This window comes from Bacillus sp. BS98 (assembly GCF_008432245.1).
Taxonomy (GTDB): Bacteria; Bacillota; Bacilli; order Bacillales; family Bacillaceae_G; genus Bacillus_A; species Bacillus_A toyonensis.
Genome location: NZ_CP043830.1, coordinates 3,481,508 through 3,502,931, shown reverse-complemented (window position 1 = coordinate 3,502,931; position 21,424 = coordinate 3,481,508). Strand labels below are relative to the sequence as shown.

Below are 21,424 nucleotides of genomic sequence, written 5' to 3'. Positions count from 1 at the left end.
ATGAAGAAAATTGCAGATTTATCTCATCACAATGGTTCAATAAATTGGGCGGCAGCTAGTAAAGAGCTTGAACTTGCTATTATACGTGTACAATATGGATCAAGGACAATTGATACACGTTATAAAGAGTATGTACAAGGTTGTAAAGACTATGGTGTCCCATTTGCACACTATGCTTATGGATGTTATGTAAGTGTTCAGGATGCTATTGTAGAAGCGAATGATTTTATGGCGCGCGCTGACAAAGAAGCGAAATTTTTAGTATTAGATGTGGAAGATGATACATTAGCAAGTTGTGGAGCAGCTAACTTAGCGAAAGCTTCACAGGCATTTATTGATACATGCCGTGCAGCAGGCTGGAAAGTAGGTCTATATGTATCACATCACATGTATACAAGCTATGGACTAAATACTGTGAATGCGGATTTCCTTTGGATTCCACGTTATGGAAATAAACCATCCTATAACTGTGATTTATGGCAGTATACGGAAACTGGTAGTCTTGCGGGCGTATCTGGTAATGTAGATTTAAATTACTTAAACGGAGAAAAATCTCTTGAATGGTTTACAGGTAAAGGTGGCGTTGTTGGTACATCGCAACCAGAAGGGATTGGTTTCGCAAAGTCAATATACTGGGAAGGTTATGGTATTAACTATCATGATAGACCACATGGCAACTATCAGGGGAACTTTACAACAGCAGCAGAAGTATTGTACTGGAATGCGTACTGGGGAGAAGATAATGATGTGTGGTTAGATTTAGGTAGAAGCCGTTGGGTAAAAGCGGAGCATTATTATTGGAGACCTTTCAAAGCAATATCAAAATACCCAGAAGGATATGGAGTAAACTTTTATGATGGAATTAACGGCTCATACAAAGGACGTATTACTTCAAAAGAACCCCTTACAGTATTCTTCCGTAAAGAAGGCTGGATTGATATTGGTGGGAATCGTTGGACACCTGAGGAACACTTTGACATTGTAGATATTCGATAAAAATTCCAGTAGTAACTGTTTTTGTATTTTATAAAGTTATGACATAAAAGATAGCTTTAGCAAGAATTATAAGACAGAGATAGCTATAAGGACATATTGGTGTTAAAAGATGATAAAAGATTAGAGTCACTCGAATGAGTAATTATTTAGATTAGAAAAGGAGTGAGAATAATAGAAGAGCAGATCTTAAATTCAATGATTCAACAAGGAGCATTCGCAGCGTTATTTGTGTGGATGCTTATTACTACACAAAAAAAGAATGAACAGCGCGAAGAACAATATCAAAAAGTTATTGAAAAAAACCAACAAGTCATTGAAGAACAAGCAAAAGCGTTTAGTTCGTTGGCGAAGGATTTATCAGATGTTAAACAAAAAATTTTGGGACATGGTGATATGAAATAAAGCATCATGTTAAACTATTTATTCCGCAAGCAAGTTCACTAATGAGAACGTAATCGAAATACATCTCTATACTAAGAAAAAAAGCCCTGATACTACGATATCAGGGCTTTTTCGTCATTTATCTACAATGAATTGCAGTGAATATTGTCGTAATTTATGAGGTGTAATTAAGAAGTCATTTAACAAGAATAATTTATGTTGACTCGTTCTGTATAAAGAACTAAAATGGCATTAATTAGAAATGTTTGTATATTTAAAAAATAAAACATATTACTTTTATTTCTGTTTTTTTATGGGAATGTCAACTGGAATCTCATTGGTATTAAATGAGGGGGAGAAGTAATGAATAAGGAAATAAATTTAAAAAATCTATTTACTGTTATATGGAAAAGGGTATGGATACTACTGTTGTTTACGACTCTCACAACCGTAGGAGGAGCGATGTATAGTATGTATATGAAAACACCTTTGTATGCCTCCTCAGCAAGGGTTATTGTTCAAGCTAATGCTGAAACGATGAATACATTAAAAGCGATGGTAAAGGAGCCTGTAATATTAGAAAAAGTAGCGGCTGAATTAAATATTAACAGATCTGCAGGTGCATTAAGTGGACAAATAAGTATAGAAAGTGTACAAGGCTCTCAGATTATGAGAATAAATGTAGTGGATATTGATCCTGTACTTGCACATAAAATTGCAAATACGACAGCGGCTGTTTATAAGAAAGAAGTAGCAAATATACTAAATTTTAATAATGTGAGTATATTACCAGAAGACCCAGTTCAAAAACATTCGATGCCTATAAATATAAATCACCTTAAGACGATACTAATTGCGTTCTCTGTAGGTATGGTGCTCAGTATCGGTTTTATTTTTTTATTGGATTCATTTGATGATAGAATCAAATCGGAACGACGAATTGAGCAATTGTTAGATGTCCCTGTTTTGGGCGGGATTTCTAAAATGAATAGGAAAAATACGGAAGACAAATTCAGTAAAAAAAATACAGTGGTACTGGGGGATGGAACGGAGTGGCCTACAAAAATAGACGAAAAACAAATAAAGTTAAAGGAGAAAGTATAATTGCTTATACAGCTCCAAGATCGAAAATTTCGGAGCAGTATCGTTCGCTTCGAACAAACCTTCAATTATCTTCGTCTATTCATAAAAGCAGAACTATAGTTATTACTTCTCCAAGGTATGGTGAAGGAAAATCAACGATTACAGTTAATTTAGCAGTCTCAATAGCACAAAAAGGTGAAAAAGTATTGATAGTAGATGCAAATTTACGAAAACCCACGATTCAGGAAATGTTTGGAGTAGAAAATACAGTTGGATTAACTGATATATTGAACGGAAAAACAAATTTAGAAGGCGCTGTAAAAAAAACAGAGATGGAACGTCTTGATATATTAACTAGCGGTCCAGTACCATTCAATCCATCTGAAGTACTTGGTTCAGGTGAGATGGATATGTTAATTCAAAAGGCAATGGAACGGTATGACATCATATTATTTGATTCTTCCCCTGTATTAGAAGTAACAGATACGAGTGTATTAGTTGATAAGTGTGAAGGAGTACTTTTGGTGATCCGATATAATCGTACTGTGAGCGAAGATGCGCTTGAAACGAAAAGAGCGCTAAGTTTTACGAAAAGCAGAATATTGGGTGCAATTTTGAATGGGAAAGTATAAAGGGGATTAGAATAATAAATTTAACCTTCTTACATAAAAATGTTCGTTATAAAGAAAGAATAATAGAATTGTGATGTGGTGATGTCTCCTGACCGCTATCAATGGAGGCACTCGATTATGCTGTGGGTCGTGAAAGCAACCTTAGATGCGAGTCATCAAAAGTGTAATGTGAGGGAGGGTTAGATGCCCATATTTTATTAAAGTTTCTAGCTATGTACTTTTAATAAAGAGTATATAGTTAGAAACTTTAACTTTGAAAGAGTTCAGTAAGGAATTGATTAAAGGAGGAAGTTATATGACGTATCGCCGGAGGATATCGTTATTGCTTTTAATGGATTCACTGATTGTATTAAGTGCAGTTTTTTTTAGTTATTTTTTTGTAAATGCTAGCTTTAGTGTTATCACTTTATCATCAGTTATTAGCTCTATCACTCTATTAGTTAGTCATCATTTATTTGCTTTTGTTTATAAATTGTATAAAAAAGCTTTGGAATATGCAAGTATAGGAGAGTTGCTAATTATATGCAAGGTCGTTACATTTTCAATACTTACTACAGCGGTTGTACAGCAAATCATTATGCAAAAAATGTATTTTCGATTGTTAGTTGTAACTTGGATGATTCATATTTTATTAATTGGTGGTTCCCGCTTTATTTGGAGAATGTACAGAGATATTTATTATGTAAAGAAGGGTGATAAAAAAAGAACGTTAATTGTTGGTGCTGGATCAGCTGGGACGATGGTTGCAAGGCAGTTGTTGAAGAATAATACTGCTGAATTAATGCCAGTCGCGTTTATTGATGATAATGTCAAAAAGCATAATCTTGATATTTGGGGGATTCCAGTAATAGGTGGTATGAATCAAATTGATTATGTTATTAAAAAACTGAATATTGAGATAGTTATCTTGGCAATTCCTTCGTTAAACAAGAGAGAGAGAAATGTTATTTTAAAAGATTGTTTAAAAACAAAAGTAAAAACTCAAATCCTTCCCATGTTAGAAGACTTAGTAACAGGTAAGGTTTCAGTAAATGAATTTAGAGATGTTCAAGTAGAAGATTTATTAGGGCGAGATCCTGTAGAGTTAGATGTGGAAATTATTTCAGATTATATAACGGATAAAGTCATTTTAGTTACTGGTGCAGGTGGATCAATTGGTTCGGAAATTTGTAGACAAGTTGCGAAATTTAAACCGAAAAAATTGATTTTATTAGGGCATGGAGAAAACAGTATTTATTCCATAGAAATGGAATTAAATGAAAAATATAACGATATGAGAGGCGTGTTTATTCCAGAAATCGCGGATATACAAGATGAAAAGAAGATGCATTTAATAATGAATAAACATCTTCCAAATGTTGTATATCATGCAGCCGCACATAAACATGTACCATTAATGGAGAACAATCCTGAAGAGGCTGTTAAAAATAATTTGATTGGAACTATGAATATAGCAGAGGCAGCGAGAACACATGGAGTAGGAACGTTTGTTATGATTTCTTCCGATAAAGCGGTGAACCCGACGAGTGTTATGGGTGCAACAAAGAAATTAGCTGAGATGGTCATTCAGCACAAAGATAAAATAAGTCATACAAAGTTTGTTACAGTACGTTTTGGAAATGTATTAGGTAGCCGCGGAAGCGTCATACCTTTATTTAAGAAACAAATTCAAAATGGTGGACCAATTACAGTTACTCATCCTGATATGGTTCGTTATTTTATGACAATTCCGGAGGCATCAAGACTCGTAGTGCAAGCTGGGGCGCTAGCTAAAGGAGGAGAAATTTTTGTGCTGGATATGGGAGAACCAGTAAAAATAGTTGATCTTGCTAAAAATCTCATTCGATTATCAGGAAACTCTTTGGATGAAATAGGAATAGAATTTACCGGTATACGCCCAGGAGAGAAGCTTTTTGAAGAATTACTAAAAGAAGATGAAATGAATGAGAAGCAAGTTCACCCGAGAATTTATGTAGGGCAAGAAATGAATGTTCGTATAGAAGAAATAGAAAAGTTAATTTTGGAATATACAGAGTTAGATGAGATGGAATTAAGAAAGCGATTGTTAAATTTAGTGAATCAGCGAAAAACTTTAAAACTATTAATACCAGTATCAGGTTAATAGCAAAAAATTATTATAAGACGGGTGCGTGGGATGGTGTCTAAAAAAATTCTGTTTTGTGCAACTGTGGATTATCATTTTAAAGCTTTTCATTTACCGTATTTGAAATGGTTTGCAGACCAAGGATGGGAAGTGCATGTTGCAGCGAATGGGAATATACATCTTCCGTACGTAACTCAAAAATATAATATTCCTCTTCAAAGATCACCGATTAGCGTACAAAACTTTCATGCATATAAAAAACTTACATCAATTATTCATCAAAATAAATATAATATCATTCATTGTCATACGCCTATGGGAGGAGCAATTGCTCGTCTAGCTGCTAGAAAAGTGCGGAGAGAAGGCACAAAGGTTATATATACAGCGCATGGATTTCATTTTTGTAAAGGATCATCATTCATAAATTGGCTCTTATACTATCCAATCGAAAGAATTTTAGCTACTACTACGGATTGTCTTCTAACAATTAATCAAGAAGATTACAGTTTAGCAGTAAAGCATCGATTTCAGGCGGGAAGTATTAAACTCGTTCATGGTGTAGGAGTAGATATAGAACGATATATTCCTGTTAATGAAAGTGAAAAGGAGCAATTAAGACATAAAAATGGTTATAATTCTGAAGATTTTTTAATGTTTTATGCAGCTGAATTTAATAAGAACAAAAACCAAAGCTTCTTAATTCAATCATTGGCACAATTAAAAAATGAAATTCCGCATGCGAAGCTACTACTTGCTGGTGAAGGGCCTTTAATGAAGGAGTGCAAAAATATAGCGGCTCAACTAGGTGTGAGTAGTATGGTGCATTTTCTTGGTTATAGAAATGATATAGCCCCTTTGCTGCAGATGTGTGACCTAGCTGTTGCATCGAGTTACCGGGAAGGTTTACCAGTTAATATTATGGAAGCTATGGCTTGTGGACTTCCAGTTATCGCCACTGACAATCGGGGACATAGGGAGTTAATTATTCATAATAAAAATGGTTGGATTATAGATCGTGATGATATAAAGACGATGTCTGAAAGAATAAATTCTATTTCTAAAAGTATTAAATTACAAGCTCAGTTTGGACGGTGTGGGCGTACTATTATTACAAGTAAATATTCAGTTAACGAAGTGTTAAAAGAGAAAAAAGAAATTTATACAACATATATGGATGAAATGGAGGATTTAAATTGGGCACTCCATTGAGAGTACTACATGTAGTCGTAAATATGAATAGAGGCGGAGCCGAAACTTTAATTATGAATTTGTATCGTAATATAGACCGCTCAAAAGTACAATTTGATTTTTTAACTTGTAAAGAAGGAGTGTTTGATGAAGAAATAGTAAAGTTAGGCGGGGAAATTCATAGAATTCCATATGTTACAGATGTTGGTCATAGGGGCTATATAAAGGCGCTAGATAATTTCTTTAGTACCCATACGCAATATAAAATCGTTCATTCACATATAGATAAAATGAGCGGATTTGTACTTCGTTCAGCTAAAAAAGCAAGGGTGCCAGTTAGGATTGCGCATAGTCATAATACTAGTAGTGAGGGTGGTATTGCTGCAAAAATCTATAAATGGTATGCGGGAAAATCAATAGCCATATGTGCAACACATTTGTTAGCATGTTCAAATGCTGCTGCCAGATGGCTATTTGCGGATAAAGCCGATGTAGCTAGAATCTTAAAAAATGGAATTGATTGTGATAGATTTTTGTTCTGTCCAGACATACGAAAACAAGTAAGAGAAGAATTACAAATTGAGAAAGATACTCTTGTTGTAGGTCATGTTGGAAGATTTGCTCATCAAAAAAATCATGCTTACCTTATAGAATTATTCGCGCAGTTAACTCGATTTAAGCCGGATTCAATTCTTTTATTAGCTGGCGAAGGGCCGCTTCGCGTGGGAATTGAAAATAAAGTAAGGGAATTGAATATGGAGAAGCATATACGGTTTCTCGGGATACGAGACGATATAGAAAGGATACTTCAAGCATTTGATGTATTTGTTTTTCCATCCATACATGAGGGATTGCCACTCACTCTCATAGAGGCGCAAGGAGTTGGTTTACCTTGTATTATATCTGATACTATTACGAAAGAGGTGGACTTGGGAATGAATTTAGTTGAACATGTTTCTCTAACAGATAAATTTGCTTGGATAGAAAAAATGAAAAATATAGAAACTAGTAATTTTTCGAGGAAAACACCAACTCAAGTAGTATTCGCAAAAGGATACGATATAAAACATACGGCTGAATTAACTCAAGACTATTATTCTGTACTTTCGAGGTGAGTAATTTGAAGAATTTAACGATTTTCACCCCTACTTATAATAGAGCATATTGTCTTGCAAATTGTTATGAGAGTTTAAAACATCAAACATGTAAGGATTTTGTATGGTTAATAATAGATGATGGATCTAGTGATAACACAAAAGAATTGGTGGATAGCTGGATTGCTGAAAAACATATCAAAATTAAGTATCATTGGCAACAAAATCAAGGGATGCATGGTGCTCATAATACAGCATATGAAATGATTGATACGGAGTTAAATGTTTGTATTGATTCTGATGATTATATGCCCGATGAAGCGGTAGAAAAAATCCTTTCTTTTTGGAGTAGCTATGGAAATGAAGAAGTTAGCGGGATAATTGGATTGGATTTGTATACAAATGGACAAATAATTGGCTCAAAGTTACCAGAGAACCTTAAACACTCCACGCTTTTTGATCTTTACAATAAACATGGTGTCACAGGTGATAAAAAATTGGTCTATCGCACAGAATTGACTAAGAAATATCCATACCCAATTTTTAACAATGAAAAATATGTAGGGTTAGCATACAAATATTACATGTTAGATCAACAGTATGAGATGTTACTAATGAACGAAGCGCTTTGTTATGTGGAATACATGGCTGATGGATCATCAATGAATATGCTAAACCAATATCGTAGAAACCCAAAAGGTTTTGCTTTTTATCGCAAGGAACTTATGAAATTACCATTTACTAATCGACTATTTAAGTATAGGCAAGCTATACATTATGTATCTAGTAGTTTCATATCGAGAAATAGAAAGTTTATACAAGAATCGCCATGTAAAGGACTGACACTTTGTGCACTACCATTTGGGGCTATCCTTTATAGTTATATTACAATGAAAACAAAAATGAAAGTAAACATGTAGAGACTTATTTAGTAATTAAATGAGAGGACAGAATAATGACCATACTTTGGATGAATCTTGCTATAGTATTCATGCTCGCATTTTTTGCAAGGTATTTTGCTATACCAGTGACTAATAGTCTTACATTGATAAAGCCCAATAGGCTGTTGATTATAATGGCGGCTTTATCTCTTGTGTTGGTGGCGGGGCTTCGAAATAATATTGGGGATACTTATTTTTATATGCATGCATATAAAATAACGGAGTTTAATTGGGAATATGTTCAAACTAATAAAGACATGGGCTTTAATATTTTTCAAATGGTTTTGAAAAAATATACGGATAATCCTCAAGTAATGGTTTTTACTACAGCATTGATAACAAATGTACTCATTGTAGCAACACTATATAAATATTCAAGACTAATTGAATTGAGTTTATATGTTTATATTACGTCGGGTATGTATTTAACATCAATGAATGGGATTAGGCAATATTTAGCCGCTGCAATTATTTTTGCTGCTACAAAATATATTTTCGAAGGAAAATGGAAAAAATATACATTAATTGTATTATGTGCATCAACATTTCATGCAAGTGCATTAGTTTTAATGCCAATATACTTTTTTGTAAGAAAAAAAGCCTGGTCAGGAACGACATATTTGCTCCTTTTTTTAGCGGTATGTGTAGTAATAGGTTTTAATCAGTTTTCGGAAATTTTATTTTCGGCTATTGGAAATACTCAATATGGTCAATATAAGGAATTTCATGAAGGTGGTGCCAATATACTTAGGGTTGCTGTGAATATAGTGCCAATTATACTGGCTTACCTTGGGAAAGATAAAATGAGGGCGTTATTCCCTGAAAGTGATTATATTGTAAATATGTCTATATTAGGTCTTGTTTTTATGATTATTTCAACACAGAATTGGATATTTGCTAGATTCTCCATATATTTTGGATTGTATCAGTTAATATTAATTTCTTGGGTTGTGAAGTCATTTACAGATAAAGATCAAAAGTTGATGTATTATGCAGTTCTAGTGTGCTATTTTATTTATTTTGTATATGAACATGTAATTACTTTGGGAATTATCTATAAGAGTAATCTACTTTGATAATAAAGTGCAAAATGCTAGGAGAGGATTGTTGAATGGGGATAGATTCTAAGCCTGAACCTATAAATAAAAAGAAGGTTTTACACATTGTCAGCGCTCTGAATCGCGGGGGAGCTGAAACATTATTAATGAATATATATAGGAAAATAGATAGGGAGCAACTTCAGTTTGATTTTGTATCCCATCGAAATGAGAAAAATGATTACGAAGATGAAATAATGGCCTTAGGTGGGAGAATATATAAGGTACCTAGTTTAGGACAAATAGGACCTTTTGCCTATGTTAAAGAACTTGTGAAAATTATGTCGGATAATCAATATGAAGTTGTACATGCACATACGGATTATCAAGGTGGTTTCGTTGCTGTAGCGGCAAAAATAGCTGGTATAAAAAAGAGGATTTGTCATTCCCATAGTAATAATTGGCCACAAGACTCTGGAATAAAAGCAAGAGTTATCCTAAAGGTTTTGCAATCTATTATTAAATATGCTGGAACTAATTATTGTGCGTGTAGCGTTGAAGCAGCACGTTTTTTATTTGGTGAAAGGATGCTTCAAAGTCAGAGGATAGAACTGATTAAAAACGGTATAGATATTAATCAATTTACTGATATAGATGCTGGAAGTAGTGTCAGCGTAAGAAGGGAACTTAATATACCGAATACAGCAAAATTAATAGGACATATAGGAAGTTTTTCAGAGTCAAAGAATCATGTTTTTATCCTAAAAGTTTTAAAGCAAATTTTAAAAAGAGATTCAAATTTTGTTGCTATTCTAGTAGGAGATGGTCCGTTAAGGATTTCTATTGAATTAAAAGCAAAGCAATTAGGGATTTTTGAAAACATTAGATTTTTGGGCGTTAGGAAGGATATTCCACGACTCATGAAGAGCTTTGATGTTTTTATTTTTCCTTCTTTGTTTGAGGGGTTTGGTATTGTAACTTTAGAAGCGCAATCTGCAGGTGTACCATGTGTTGTAGCAGATACACTACCTAATAATACTGATATGGGGTTAGGGATAATGTCATTTGTTGACTTAGATGAAGAAATTGAAATATGGTGTAAAGAAATTTATAAAGCCTTGTTAAAAGAAAGACCAGACAGGGAATTCATAATTAACAATATATCGAAATTAGGCTTTGATATTAACGATAACATTTACGAGTGGCTATCGTTATATGGAATTGTGTGCAAGGAAGAAGTAGGGTAATCTAATTTGTTTTCATTTTATATGTCTGATGTATAAGGAAAATTGGTAAGCGTAACAGCAAAATACTAATATAAAATGAAGAAGGGAAATCAATAATAGATTTTGTGAGGTATCCTATTATGAAAAAGAAAAGAATATTAATTACATCTTTTGATATGGAAATTGGTGGAGTAGAAAGAAGTTTGATTGGTTTATTAAATACAATTGATTACAGTAAGTATGATATAGATTTAATGTTATTTAAACATGAAGGAGGATTTTTCTCTTTACTACCCAAAGAGCCGAATTTATTAGAAGAATTGCAACAATATACTACTTTTAGAAAATCAATTAAACAGATATTACAAGAAGGGCATTTCTCAATTGGAATTACTAGGATGATAGGAAAAGTTATGGGTGTTATGCATGGAAGGTTTGTAAATAGTAAAGAACCTGGATACTTTGTCATTCAATATGGATGGAGAATATCTCTTCCATTTCTTCCAAAATTGAGAGAAGAGTACGATGTTGCGATAAGTTTTTTATGGCCGCATTATTTTATAGGGGATAAAGTTCGAGCGAAAAGAAAAATTGGGTGGATTCATACTGATTATTCGAACATACAACTTAACAAAGAAATGGAATGTAAAATGTGGAGGGAAATGGATGATATCGTGGCGGTTTCTGAAAGTTGTAGAGATACATTCCTGAATAGTCTACCTTATATTAATAAAGAGGTGCAAGTGATAGAAAATATAATAGATTCTGAATTTGTTTGTGAACAATCCAATGAAGGAGATATTACTCAGGAAATATCAATAAATAGCGCGCGAATCAAGTTAATTACTGTTGCTAGACTTTCGCATGCTAAAGGAATTGATGACGCTATATATGCGCTTAGACAGTTATTAGATCAAGGGTATGATATCGAGTGGTACATAGTTGGATATGGGCCGCAAGAAGCGGAACTTAAATTGTTGATAGATAAACTAGGACTTCAAGATAAATTTGTTTTACTAGGTAAGAAGATTAATCCGTACCCGTACATAAAAGCATGTGATATTTATGTACAACCTTCTAGATACGAAGGGAAGGCAGTAACAGTTCGGGAAGCGCAAATTCTTAAGAAACCAGTATTAATAACTAATTTTTCAACTGCCAAAAGTCAGTTGGAGAACGGCGTAGATGGATATATTTGTCCAATGGGTATAAAGGGAATTGTCGAAGGAATAAAAAAAATGATTGATGATGTTGAATTCAGAAATGAAATTGTTAATAATGTAAGCCAAAAAAATTATGGTAATGAAATAGAAGTGGAAAAGATATATAGGTTAATTGAATTAGAATAGATTAAGCTATAAAACTAAAAAATCTTTTACTATTTATAAAAGATACTTGGGGGAATTATTTTTATGGATAATGTTTTAGTATTAGATACATCAGTAGGTTCTCTTAACAAGGGTGACGATATAATAATGAAGTGTGTAAAGCATCATCTTTCTGATATAACTAAAAATGCATATGTTTTAACATTACCTACTCATGTTTCACCTTTTCATTGGTACCAAGTAGCGAGAAAATCAAATAGGGTAAAGATTTATAGTGATGCGAAATATAAGTTTGTAGGTGGTTCGAATTTGCTAGCAATGGATATGTTTACTCATTTTCCACAGTGGAATATAAATATATTTAATTATGGTCCTTTAAAGGGGAGTATTCTGGTTGGAGTGGGTGCAGGCAAAGGGAATAAAATAAATCCCTATACAAAAATGTTATATAGAAAAGTTTTATCGCATGAATATATACATAGCGTTAGAGATGAAAGAACAAAAAAATTTTTAGAAGAAATGGGGTTTAAAGCTCTAAATACTGGTTGTGCAACTTTGTGGTCTTTTACGCCTGATTTTTGTAGGGGAATTCCGAGTGGAAAATCGGAATCGGTTGTTTTTACATTAACTCATCATTCTAAAGATCGTGAAAAAGATCAATTACTGATAGATATACTTAACAAAAGTTATGAAAATGTCTACTTTTGGATACAAGACGCTGATGATTTTGAATATTTAAAATCTTTAGAGGGTATACAAGGTATAAAAATTATATCTCCTACTATAGAGGCATATAAAAAAATCCTAAATACAGCCGTTGATTATATTGGAACACGTTTACATGGCGGTATATTTGCTATGCGTCATAAAAAACGTGCAATAATTATCTCTATAGATGAAAGAGCTAAGGGGATGGGGGAAACGTATAATTTAAATCTGATTGATAGAGAAGATTTAAATAATCTCGAAAAAATGATAAATGCAGAGTTTATCACGGATGTTCAAGTGAATTTTGATGTAGTAAATCAATGGTTAAAACAGTTCTCTAATTAACAAATGTATTGTGATAAAAATGGCGATTTATTAGGAGGCTCAAATGAATAGTATAATTCTCGATAAAATTGTCGTAAGAAATAATAGAGTTGATTATTATTTTAGTATTAAGGGGGATTTACAAAAGTATTTTAAGACAAGTAATCATATGTTTCTTGAATATAACTATGATGTATCTGACATCTCTTTAAGTATTTTGGCTATTCCGTTTGTTGCGAATGTAGTTCCTCTTGTATGGATTACTAATTCAACAATAGTAATAAATGAATTAGATAAATCTTTTTATATTTGTTTAAATAATATAAAAAATGCATATCAAAACATGTTTCCTGGTGTGAAATTTAAAGGATCCATGGTTGTAGGAGAAATTATTGATAATGTTTACATTCCGGAACTTGAAGCGGCATCTTTATTTAGTGGTGGATTGGATGCACTTACTACATTTATAAGAATAAAAGATAAACACCCCTTGCTAGTTACTGAATATGGATGGCATGAAAATGAAATAGAGGGTAGTAAAGTATGGGAGGCAGATAAAGAAAATGCCGTAAATTTTGTAAAGGATAATGGACTAGAAAATATTTTTATACAATCTAACTATGGGACCTTTATAATTGCAGGGAACATTGACCATGATTTTAGAGAAAAGTTAAACGATACATGGTGGCATGGATTGCATCATGGTCTAGCAATAATATCTGCAGCTATTCCAATAGCTTTTAAACTTAAGATAAAATGTATATATATTGCAAGTTCTAATTCCCCATTATATCAAGTTACTTGTGCATCTGATCCAACTGTGGATAATGAAATAAAATATGCATCTGGAACAGTCTTTCATGATGGATACGAACTTACTAGACAAGAAAAGATTAAAGTTGTTGTGGACCATTATTCAGCTAGTAAAGAACCTGTTAATATCAGGGTATGTTTTAAAAATGAAGAAAATTGTTGTAAATGTGAAAAATGTTTAAGAACAATTATGGGAATTATTGCTGAAGGGAGAGACCCTCGTGAATATGGTTTTAATATTCCAAGTAATCTTTATCAGTACGTTAAAACTTCTTTAAATAATGAGGTGAAGTTTTTTACTAATACATTCATTGAAATGTATTGGAATTTAATCCAAGTGCGAATGAAACAAAATTGTGATTGTATTACAGATAAAAATTTACTAAATTGGTTTCTAGATTATGATTTCAAGGCGCAACGAAGAAAAGCGTTATTAAAATACAGGATAACAAAGTTTTTCCCGATTTTAAAGAGGAAGATTAGTGCCAAATTTAGTAGAGTGGGTACGCAAAACAATTAAAATATAGAAGGTATTACGATGAGAATACAAAACTCCTTAAAAAATATTTTATTCGGTTTGTCTGGACAAATAATTAGTATTGGTATGGGATTTGTTGTTCGAACTGTTTTTATTTTTACACTCGGTATAGAATATTTAGGTGTGGATGGGCTTTTTACAAGTATACTATTGATGTTTTCCCTAGCTAATTTAGGATTTGATACAGCTATAATATATAGTTTATATAGGCCATTAGCTGAGAAGGATATTTATAAAATACAGGCATTAATGAATTTATATCAAAAAGCATACAGATTAATAGGAGTAGTAGTTTTATTAATAGGGTTATCTCTATTGCCATTTCTTGATCATTTAGTGAATGCAGATACTACGATTAAAGACATTAACATTATCTATCTTTTATTTTTAATAAGTTCAGTGTCATCATATTATTTTGTATATAAGCAATCTATTATTATTGCTGATCAAAGTAACTATATTATTTCTAAAATACACACTTTGTTCATGATTATATCTAATGCATTACAAATTGTTTTATTAATAATTATTAGTGATTACATTGTAGTACTGGTAGCTCAATTAACATTAAAAGTAATTGAGAATGTATATATTGCAAATAAGGCAAATAAATTATATCCATTTTTAAAAGAAAAAAATAATGCGAAATTATCTAAGACAGACAGACGTGAGTTTTTTGAGAATTTGTATTCCTTGTTGCTATATAAAATTAGTGGTGTAGTAATTAATGCAACAGATAATATAGTTATATCGAAATTTATTGGGGTTATTTGGGTTGGGGTTTATTCAAATTATTTGTTGATCTTAAATACATTAAATACCTTATTAGGCTATTTGTTTTATTCTATCACTGCTAGTGTTGGAAATTTGAATGTGAAAGAAAATGCAGAAAAAAAATATTTTATTTTTCGTGTAATTAACTTTTTAAATTTTTGGATATATGGATTTTGTACAGTTTGCCTTTGGAATTTGATAAATCCTTTTATAACAATCTGGTTAGGTGAGGAATATGTGTTTAATAAGTATGTATTATTTTTCATATTACTTAATTTTTTCACTTCAGGAATGCAAAATACAACTACAATGTTTAGAGAAACCACAGGTTTATTTAAAAAAGGGAAGTACAGACCTATTATAGCGGCAATTATAAATATTGTAGTTTCTATAATTCTTGCGAAACAAATAGGAATAGCAGGAGTGCTTTTAGGGACTGTTATTAGTAGATTATGTACTTACTTTTGGTATGACCCTTATATTATATTTAAAATGATTTTCAAAAAATCTGTAAAAGTATATTTTATTAGATATATTTTGTTTGTAGTGCTTGTATTATTTTCTATTATAGCAACGGATTTTATTGGTTATATTTTTCACATAAATATATTTATGGACATGGCAATACGTAGTATTTTGTGTCTGATTATTCCGAATCTGATCTTTTGGATGGTATTTAAAGAGGCGGAAGAGTATAGATATTTCCTTAATTTAACCCGGATATTAATAAAAAAAATAAAGCCGAAAATATTAACTCGGAAATTTCCGAATGATAATTATCCATAAATTATAATTTTATTTTTTCCATATCACAGTAAAAAATGCTTTATTTACGGAAGAGATTTTAGGTTGTTCTGAAAATAATAGTAGGTAATAATAGGGGCGTTAGGTATAAAGAGTATAGTGTCTTTTTAATAATATTGTAAGTTTAAATAGTTATAAATAAAAGAGTATTGAAATGAAAACAGCTAGTAAGAATAGACCTTTTTAGAAAGGAATTGTAAAAAGACTTTCTAAATAATGGATCTCTAAAAACAATAAAAAGTGATATTACTTCTCTTATATCCAATCAATTTACCTTATGAAACATAAGATGTAGAAAAGCAAAAAAGAGGTGTGAATTGATGTGGAGAAGAAGGGATAATCTTGGGAATTTGAATGATTTAGATTTGGTGTCCAAGCCTCCTTTTCATAATGACATTTTAACTTATGATAGTACGCAATTAAAATGGATTCCAAAATCATTTGAAGCTACAAATTCTACAAGTATATATGTATTAGAATTAGATAGATGGGATGTTAAGAATGATGGGACTGATGCTATCAATACTTCCCAAGGTATTAATAATGCTCTAGTATGGGCGGCTCAACAAGGTTATACGGAAGTTGTGTTACCTAGAGGAATATATTTGATTGATAAACAAACACCCATCGAACCACCAAGTCATTTAACTTTGAATCTAAACGGTTCGACATTAAAAATGGAAACAAATAATTTGACTGGATATGCAATTATAAGTTTTCGTAGAAATCAAGTATATTCTAGGATAACAAATGGTATTATCCAAGGAGATAGATATACACATGATTACTCTAGTGGGGGAACACATGAGGCAGGGTACGGCATTGAATTGGGGAGTTTTACTCCACCTGCTGATGGGGGGAACAATACACGGTTTGTATCTTTAGATAATCTAGATATTTTAGATTGTACAGGAGATGCCATTACACTGAACAGTACTTTTGGGCAGATTTCACCTTTTCCTACAGCATTAGCAAGTTCATTTGAACAGGGAGCAATTAATACAACAGATGGTTCATTGGTAAGTAGTACAACAAAGATACGTTCCAATTTGCAAATTGATATGAACCAAGTGGCTATTGTAAAGTATGGTTACTTTGGATTATATGGAAATGGATTTGGAGCATTGGGTTCTGAAATAAAATGCGATTATTATGATGTCATTTTTTACACTTCAAACAATATATTTTTATCTTCAAAAACCAATGTACAATTCTTTGATGAAGTAGAAGTCCCTAATGGAGCAAGTTATGCTAAAGTTGTTTTGCATCAAGGGAATGTTCCTGCTCCTGCAAATTGTTTAATAAATGTTCGGGTACCTTCTTTTTCGCAATATACTTATATAGAAAAATGTAATTTACATGATTGCCGTAGACAAGGGATTAGTGTATGTGGGGCAAAGAATGTATATATTCGAGATAATGATATTCATCATATCGCAGGTACCAATCCACAAAGTGGACTAGATATTGAAGATGGATATGATTTAAATCAATATATATATATTGAAAGAAATAATTTTCATGATAATAAAAATTATAATATTATTGTTGTAAATGGGAAATTTATCTATATATCGAATAATTCTATTATGAATACCATTACAAATGCTTATGTTGGGTTGTCTATTAATGGTGGTGCAGATAGGGTAATCGTAACAGGGAATAATATCCGATTAACCAAGGTCTCTTTGTTAGGAGATGTTATTTTTTCCAATAATTATGTATACGGAGCGCAAGTAAATGTTCAAGGTGTATATGTAAATCGATCTATTAATATATCGGATAATGTTTTTTCTAATAGTAAAATGATTATTGATACTCCCTTTCCATATGCGGTTAAAGTTGATTCCTGTCGTTTTATAAACGATACAGATAAACTTAATTCCTTGTCATCATTGTATCAGTGGACATTAGAGCTGAAAAATGAACCGCAAACTATCTCAAATTGTATATTTGAAGGACAAGACGTTTTGTATTTAAATTATGTACCAGTAGGAACAGTTAAATCAGGATGGATATTTGAAAATATTATATTTAATAATGTTAAACCCCCAACCCTAGTTGCAGGGACGTATACAAATTGCTTTTTTAAGGATGTAATCTTTTTGGGGATAGCAAGTACAGGAAGCACTTTAGAATTAAAAGGTTGCAAGTTCTTTAGTATAGATAGAAATAACACGTTATTTACAGTGAATAACCTCAAAGCATTCAAGATGATAGATTGTCATATAGAAAAACCAAATGGTACGGTCTTGAATATTCAAAATGTATCTGATGAAATAGTGTTAAGGGGAAATACTATAAAAATTACAAATGATACTCTTCAGAGAGCTATTATTGTTTTGGATGCAGCGTTTACTGGTAAGCAAGTGATAATTCAAAATAATATTATAAATTCCACAAATTTGATGCAAGTTGGGATAGATAATAGAACAACGAGTAGTACACCTCAAGTAGTAATTCAAAATAACGTGTTAAATAATGCGAAAATTACAATTACGGGGAGGGAATTTTTACAAGGAAATATTGTTAATGGTGTAATCGATTCAAATTAATGCATGGTGATAATTAAATTTGAATAGTTTCAAAAAGTTATGAGAAATGAAGTAGAGTGGCTCTTAATAAATATGTCTATAAAGTATTATATAATGGTACATGGAAGGGTTTTGTCCAATGTAATCATTCGAAATAGTCTAATTCCTAATAGATAATATGCTTATTGACTTTTAGTTACTACTATAGAAAAGAGAAAAGCTATTATGTTTTTTATAAACATAATAGCTTTTTGTTATTACGTTAACTGCATACTAAAAAATAGTGAGTAGGAGAATGTTTTAATAATAAATGTTTTTTTATACTATTAAGCGTTGTTTATAAAATTGTTTTTGTGAATATACTTTTTGAGATTTTTACAGTGTGTAATAGTCTCTTGGATAAGCATTTGGAAAATATATTTTGCACCTATGTGTATTGCTTTCTTCTACTTATTAAGTTTTAAAGTTGTGTACTAAAGAAAATGTTTGCAGGTGATAAGTAAAGAAAAATTGAATACAATTCTTTACTTACAACTTGAAAATACTTGATTTCAATCCGTAATGAATACTTTATATATTATTTCACTTTGGAAAAGCATTTGTAATAATTTAAGATGGGGGAATGATTGGTAATGAAGAGACTGTTGGATATCTTTATTTCTTTATTATTATTAATTTGCTTTTTTTTCATTATTCTTTTAGTAGCAATTATAGTTAAAACCCAGATAGGATCACCTATTTTATTTAGACAACAACGTCCAGGGTTACATGGAAAACCCTTTTATCTTTATAAATTTCGTACGATGACCAATGAGCGAGATAATAGCGGGGAGCTCTTACCAGATTACGCTAGATTAACTAAAGTTGGAAAATTCCTGAGGAAATATAGTTTGGACGAATTACCACAATTAATAAATGTGCTAAAAGGTCAATTAAGTTTGGTGGGCCCTCGACCATTATTAATGGAATATATGCCTTTATATTCGCAAGAGCAAGCTAAAAGGCATAATGTTAAACCCGGAATCACTGGATGGGCTCAAATTAATGGAAGAAATAGTATCTCATGGGATGAGAAATTTAAATTAGATGTATGGTATGTTGAGAATCAAAGTTTTCTTTTAGATTTGAAAATTTTATATCTAACTTTTAGTAAGGTTTTAAAATCGGAAGGGATAACAAATAATAAGCATGTGACTATGCCAGTTTTTAAGGGGGGAATCGAGCATGGGGGGGAATAAAATGAACATTTTGTTTACTAGCTCTGGTAGGAGGGTCACTTTAATTAAAAAATTTAAGGAGGTATTTGAACAAGTAGGAATCAAAGGGAAAATCTTTACTGCAGACTTAAAAGAAACTGCTCCTACCATTTACTTTAGCGATAAGCATTTTATTGTTCCGCGTGTAAATGAAGAAGGATATATAAATGAATTGTTAAAAATATGTAGATCTGAAATGATAAATCTAATAATTCCGTTAATTGATACGGAATTAATCCTTATGGCTAATAATTCGGAGGTTTTTGAAGGTATTGGTGTAAAAGTACTAGTTTCTAGTATGGAATTAAATAAAATTGCTAATAACAAAAAATACACATATAACTTTTTTGTCTCTAATAATATACCAACTCCTAGAGTGTATAGTGATGAAGAGATTGGAAGAAAGGAATATCAATTTCCACTATTAATTAAACCTTATGATGGCAGTTCTAGTAAAGGTGTAACAAAAATAATGAATGAAAAGGAATTGGAATTTTTTAAGGAGTATATACCTAACGCTATGATACAAGAGTACGTTTCAGGAGAGGAATACACTATAGATGTCATGGTAGATTTCTATGGGAATATAAAAACGATCGTTCCTAGATTGCGTATAGAGACACGAGCAGGTGAGGTAAGTAAAGGTGTGACCAAGAAAGATTTTGACATCATCCAAGCAGCAGAAACTGTAATAAAAGCTCTTCCTAATCCTATTGGATGTATTACTTTACAATGTTTTAAAAAGGAGGATGGGCAAATTACGTTTATTGAAATAAACCCTCGTTTTGGAGGAGGAATACCACTATCAATAGAAGCAGGAGCGAATTTTCCACTTTGGACAATTAAAATGTGTCAGGGGGAAGTCTTTATAGATAAAGACTTTAATTGGAGAGAAAATTTAACAATGCTTAGATATGACGAAGCGGTTTTTATGGAGAGTATTTAATATGGTGATTCAAGCAATTGTTTTTGATATGGATGATACTTTATATAAAGAGAAAGATTATGTCGTAAGTGGCTTTAAAGCAGTGGATGATTGGATTAAAGATAACTATGGAAAAATTGGTTTTTATAATATCGCAATTCGATTATTCAATTCAGGTGAAAGAAAGTTTGTGTTTAATAAAACACTTAAAAAGTTAGACATTGATTATGATGAAAAATTGATTAGTAATTTGATAGAACAGTATAGGTTCCATAAACCAGATATTCAATTGTTGGATGAAGCGGATTGGGTACTAAATAATTTGGTTAATACCGTTAAAATAGGACTTATTTCAGATGGATATTTAGTTGCTCAAAAAAGAAAAATAAATGCATTAAAGTTAAAAGAGAGGGTTCATTCAATAATTCTCACTGATAAGCTAGGAAAAGAATGTTGGAAACCAAGCAAAATTCCTTATGAAAAAATAAGTAAGGAATTACAGGTGCCTCATGAGCAATGTGTCTATATAGGAGATAATTTAAGTAAGGATTTTATAACGGCCAAGAAATTGAAATGGTTAACGATCCATATTAGTAGAGAAGATGGAATTTACCATAATCTTATAGTTGAGCAAGCTTATAAAGCACATTATACAATTGATAATTTAAGGAGATTATCTGATATATCTGTATTAAAGCATATGTTTTTAGATACATAGTATTTAAATATGTATAAAGG

At 31.7% G+C, this 21,424-nt stretch carries 18 protein-coding genes; all 18 read left to right on the top strand.

The features are described from left to right. The 18 genes from F0362_RS18080 to F0362_RS17995 all read left to right on the top strand — a co-directional run bounded on the left by F0362_RS18080 (position 1) and on the right by F0362_RS17995 (position 21,404). A complete protein-coding gene (locus F0362_RS18080) occupies positions 1-996 on the top strand; it encodes a GH25 family lysozyme (protein WP_098908389.1) in 996 nt (331 codons plus the stop codon). Between the two features lie 171 nt (positions 997-1,167). After that, the gene (locus F0362_RS18075; protein ID WP_073990767.1) at positions 1,168-1,398 is read left to right on the top strand and encodes a BhlA/UviB family holin-like peptide; all 231 of its coding nucleotides are present in this window, start codon (positions 1,168-1,170) and stop codon (positions 1,396-1,398) included. 342 nt (positions 1,399-1,740) lie between these two features. Beyond that, complete coding sequence (locus F0362_RS18070) at positions 1,741-2,481, top strand: YveK family protein (RefSeq protein WP_001031071.1); 741 nt, start codon at positions 1,741-1,743, stop codon at positions 2,479-2,481. Continuing rightward, the gene (locus F0362_RS18065; protein WP_000323603.1) at positions 2,430-3,092 is read left to right on the top strand and encodes a CpsD/CapB family tyrosine-protein kinase; all 663 of its coding nucleotides are present in this window, start codon (positions 2,430-2,432) and stop codon (positions 3,090-3,092) included. Before F0362_RS18070 ends, F0362_RS18065 begins: the two co-directional genes overlap by 52 nt. A 295-nt stretch (positions 3,093-3,387) precedes the next feature. Continuing rightward, positions 3,388-5,214, top strand: coding sequence for a polysaccharide biosynthesis protein (locus F0362_RS18060; RefSeq protein ID WP_000222377.1), 1,827 nt, complete (start codon positions 3,388-3,390; stop codon positions 5,212-5,214). A 33-nt stretch (positions 5,215-5,247) separates the two neighbouring features. After that, the gene (locus F0362_RS18055) at positions 5,248-6,405 is read left to right on the top strand and encodes a glycosyltransferase family 4 protein (protein ID WP_000253762.1); all 1,158 of its coding nucleotides are present in this window, start codon (positions 5,248-5,250) and stop codon (positions 6,403-6,405) included. Further along, entirely contained in the window at positions 6,390-7,499 is a 1,110-nt protein-coding gene (locus F0362_RS18050) for a glycosyltransferase family 1 protein (protein WP_000537132.1), read from the top strand. The genes F0362_RS18055 and F0362_RS18050 overlap by 16 nt, the downstream gene beginning before the upstream one ends. 5 nt (positions 7,500-7,504) lie before the next feature. Beyond that, entirely contained in the window at positions 7,505-8,398 is an 894-nt protein-coding gene (locus F0362_RS18045; RefSeq protein ID WP_000793795.1) for a glycosyltransferase family 2 protein, read from the top strand. Positions 8,399-8,433: 35 nt separating this feature from the next. Further along, positions 8,434-9,495, top strand: a complete 1,062-nt coding sequence (locus F0362_RS18040) for an EpsG family protein (protein WP_000154273.1) — start codon at positions 8,434-8,436, stop codon at positions 9,493-9,495. A 35-nt stretch (positions 9,496-9,530) separates the two neighbouring features. Beyond that, positions 9,531-10,703, top strand: a complete 1,173-nt coding sequence (locus F0362_RS18035; RefSeq protein ID WP_000510527.1) for a glycosyltransferase family 1 protein — start codon at positions 9,531-9,533, stop codon at positions 10,701-10,703. 119 nt (positions 10,704-10,822) lie between these two features. Then, the gene (locus F0362_RS18030) at positions 10,823-12,031 is read left to right on the top strand and encodes a glycosyltransferase (RefSeq protein WP_000730211.1); all 1,209 of its coding nucleotides are present in this window, start codon (positions 10,823-10,825) and stop codon (positions 12,029-12,031) included. A gap of 63 nt (positions 12,032-12,094) precedes the next feature. After that, on the top strand, positions 12,095-13,063 hold the full coding sequence (locus F0362_RS18025; protein ID WP_149889916.1) for a polysaccharide pyruvyl transferase family protein: 969 nt from the start codon (positions 12,095-12,097) through the stop codon (positions 13,061-13,063). A 43-nt stretch (positions 13,064-13,106) separates the two neighbouring features. Further along, positions 13,107-14,375, top strand: coding sequence for a hypothetical protein (locus F0362_RS18020; RefSeq protein WP_001084457.1), 1,269 nt, complete (start codon positions 13,107-13,109; stop codon positions 14,373-14,375). Positions 14,376-14,393: 18 nt separating this feature from the next. Further along, complete coding sequence (locus F0362_RS18015; RefSeq protein ID WP_001222558.1) at positions 14,394-15,953, top strand: lipopolysaccharide biosynthesis protein; 1,560 nt, start codon at positions 14,394-14,396, stop codon at positions 15,951-15,953. A gap of 338 nt (positions 15,954-16,291) precedes the next feature. After that, a complete protein-coding gene (locus F0362_RS18010; protein WP_000269322.1) occupies positions 16,292-18,526 on the top strand; it encodes a right-handed parallel beta-helix repeat-containing protein in 2,235 nt (744 codons plus the stop codon). 611 nt (positions 18,527-19,137) lie between these two features. After that, positions 19,138-19,743 (top strand): sugar transferase, encoded by a 606-nt coding sequence (locus F0362_RS18005; protein WP_000825901.1) that lies wholly within the window; start codon positions 19,138-19,140, stop codon positions 19,741-19,743. Beyond that, complete coding sequence (locus F0362_RS18000; RefSeq protein WP_000509383.1) at positions 19,730-20,707, top strand: ATP-grasp domain-containing protein; 978 nt, start codon at positions 19,730-19,732, stop codon at positions 20,705-20,707. The genes F0362_RS18005 and F0362_RS18000 overlap by 14 nt, the downstream gene beginning before the upstream one ends. Position 20,708: 1 nt before the next feature. Continuing rightward, positions 20,709-21,404: an HAD family hydrolase gene (locus F0362_RS17995; RefSeq protein ID WP_000236583.1), complete on the top strand. Its 696-nt coding sequence runs from the start codon at positions 20,709-20,711 to the stop codon at positions 21,402-21,404. The last annotated feature ends 20 nt before the right edge of the window (positions 21,405-21,424 follow it).

What these genes read in the sequence shown, in the direction of transcription:
- F0362_RS18080 (WP_098908389.1), top strand. Translation starts at nt 1, where the DNA reads ATGAAGAAAATTGCAGATTTATCTCATCACAATGGTTCAATAAATTGG.
- F0362_RS18070 (WP_001031071.1), top strand. Translation starts at nt 1,741, where the DNA reads ATGAATAAGGAAATAAATTTAAAAAATCTATTTACTGTTATATGGAAA.
- F0362_RS18060 (WP_000222377.1), top strand. Translation starts at nt 3,388, where the DNA reads ATGACGTATCGCCGGAGGATATCGTTATTGCTTTTAATGGATTCACTG.
- F0362_RS18055 (WP_000253762.1), top strand. Translation starts at nt 5,248, where the DNA reads ATGGTGTCTAAAAAAATTCTGTTTTGTGCAACTGTGGATTATCATTTT.
- F0362_RS18040 (WP_000154273.1), top strand. Translation starts at nt 8,434, where the DNA reads ATGACCATACTTTGGATGAATCTTGCTATAGTATTCATGCTCGCATTT.
- F0362_RS18035 (WP_000510527.1), top strand. Translation starts at nt 9,531, where the DNA reads ATGGGGATAGATTCTAAGCCTGAACCTATAAATAAAAAGAAGGTTTTA.
- F0362_RS18030 (WP_000730211.1), top strand. Translation starts at nt 10,823, where the DNA reads ATGAAAAAGAAAAGAATATTAATTACATCTTTTGATATGGAAATTGGT.
- F0362_RS18025 (WP_149889916.1), top strand. Translation starts at nt 12,095, where the DNA reads ATGGATAATGTTTTAGTATTAGATACATCAGTAGGTTCTCTTAACAAG.
- F0362_RS18020 (WP_001084457.1), top strand. Translation starts at nt 13,107, where the DNA reads ATGAATAGTATAATTCTCGATAAAATTGTCGTAAGAAATAATAGAGTT.
- F0362_RS18015 (WP_001222558.1), top strand. Translation starts at nt 14,394, where the DNA reads ATGAGAATACAAAACTCCTTAAAAAATATTTTATTCGGTTTGTCTGGA.
- F0362_RS18010 (WP_000269322.1), top strand. Translation starts at nt 16,292, where the DNA reads ATGTGGAGAAGAAGGGATAATCTTGGGAATTTGAATGATTTAGATTTG.
- F0362_RS18005 (WP_000825901.1), top strand. Translation starts at nt 19,138, where the DNA reads ATGAAGAGACTGTTGGATATCTTTATTTCTTTATTATTATTAATTTGC.
- F0362_RS18000 (WP_000509383.1), top strand. Translation starts at nt 19,730, where the DNA reads ATGGGGGGGAATAAAATGAACATTTTGTTTACTAGCTCTGGTAGGAGG.
- F0362_RS17995 (WP_000236583.1), top strand. Translation starts at nt 20,709, where the DNA reads ATGGTGATTCAAGCAATTGTTTTTGATATGGATGATACTTTATATAAA.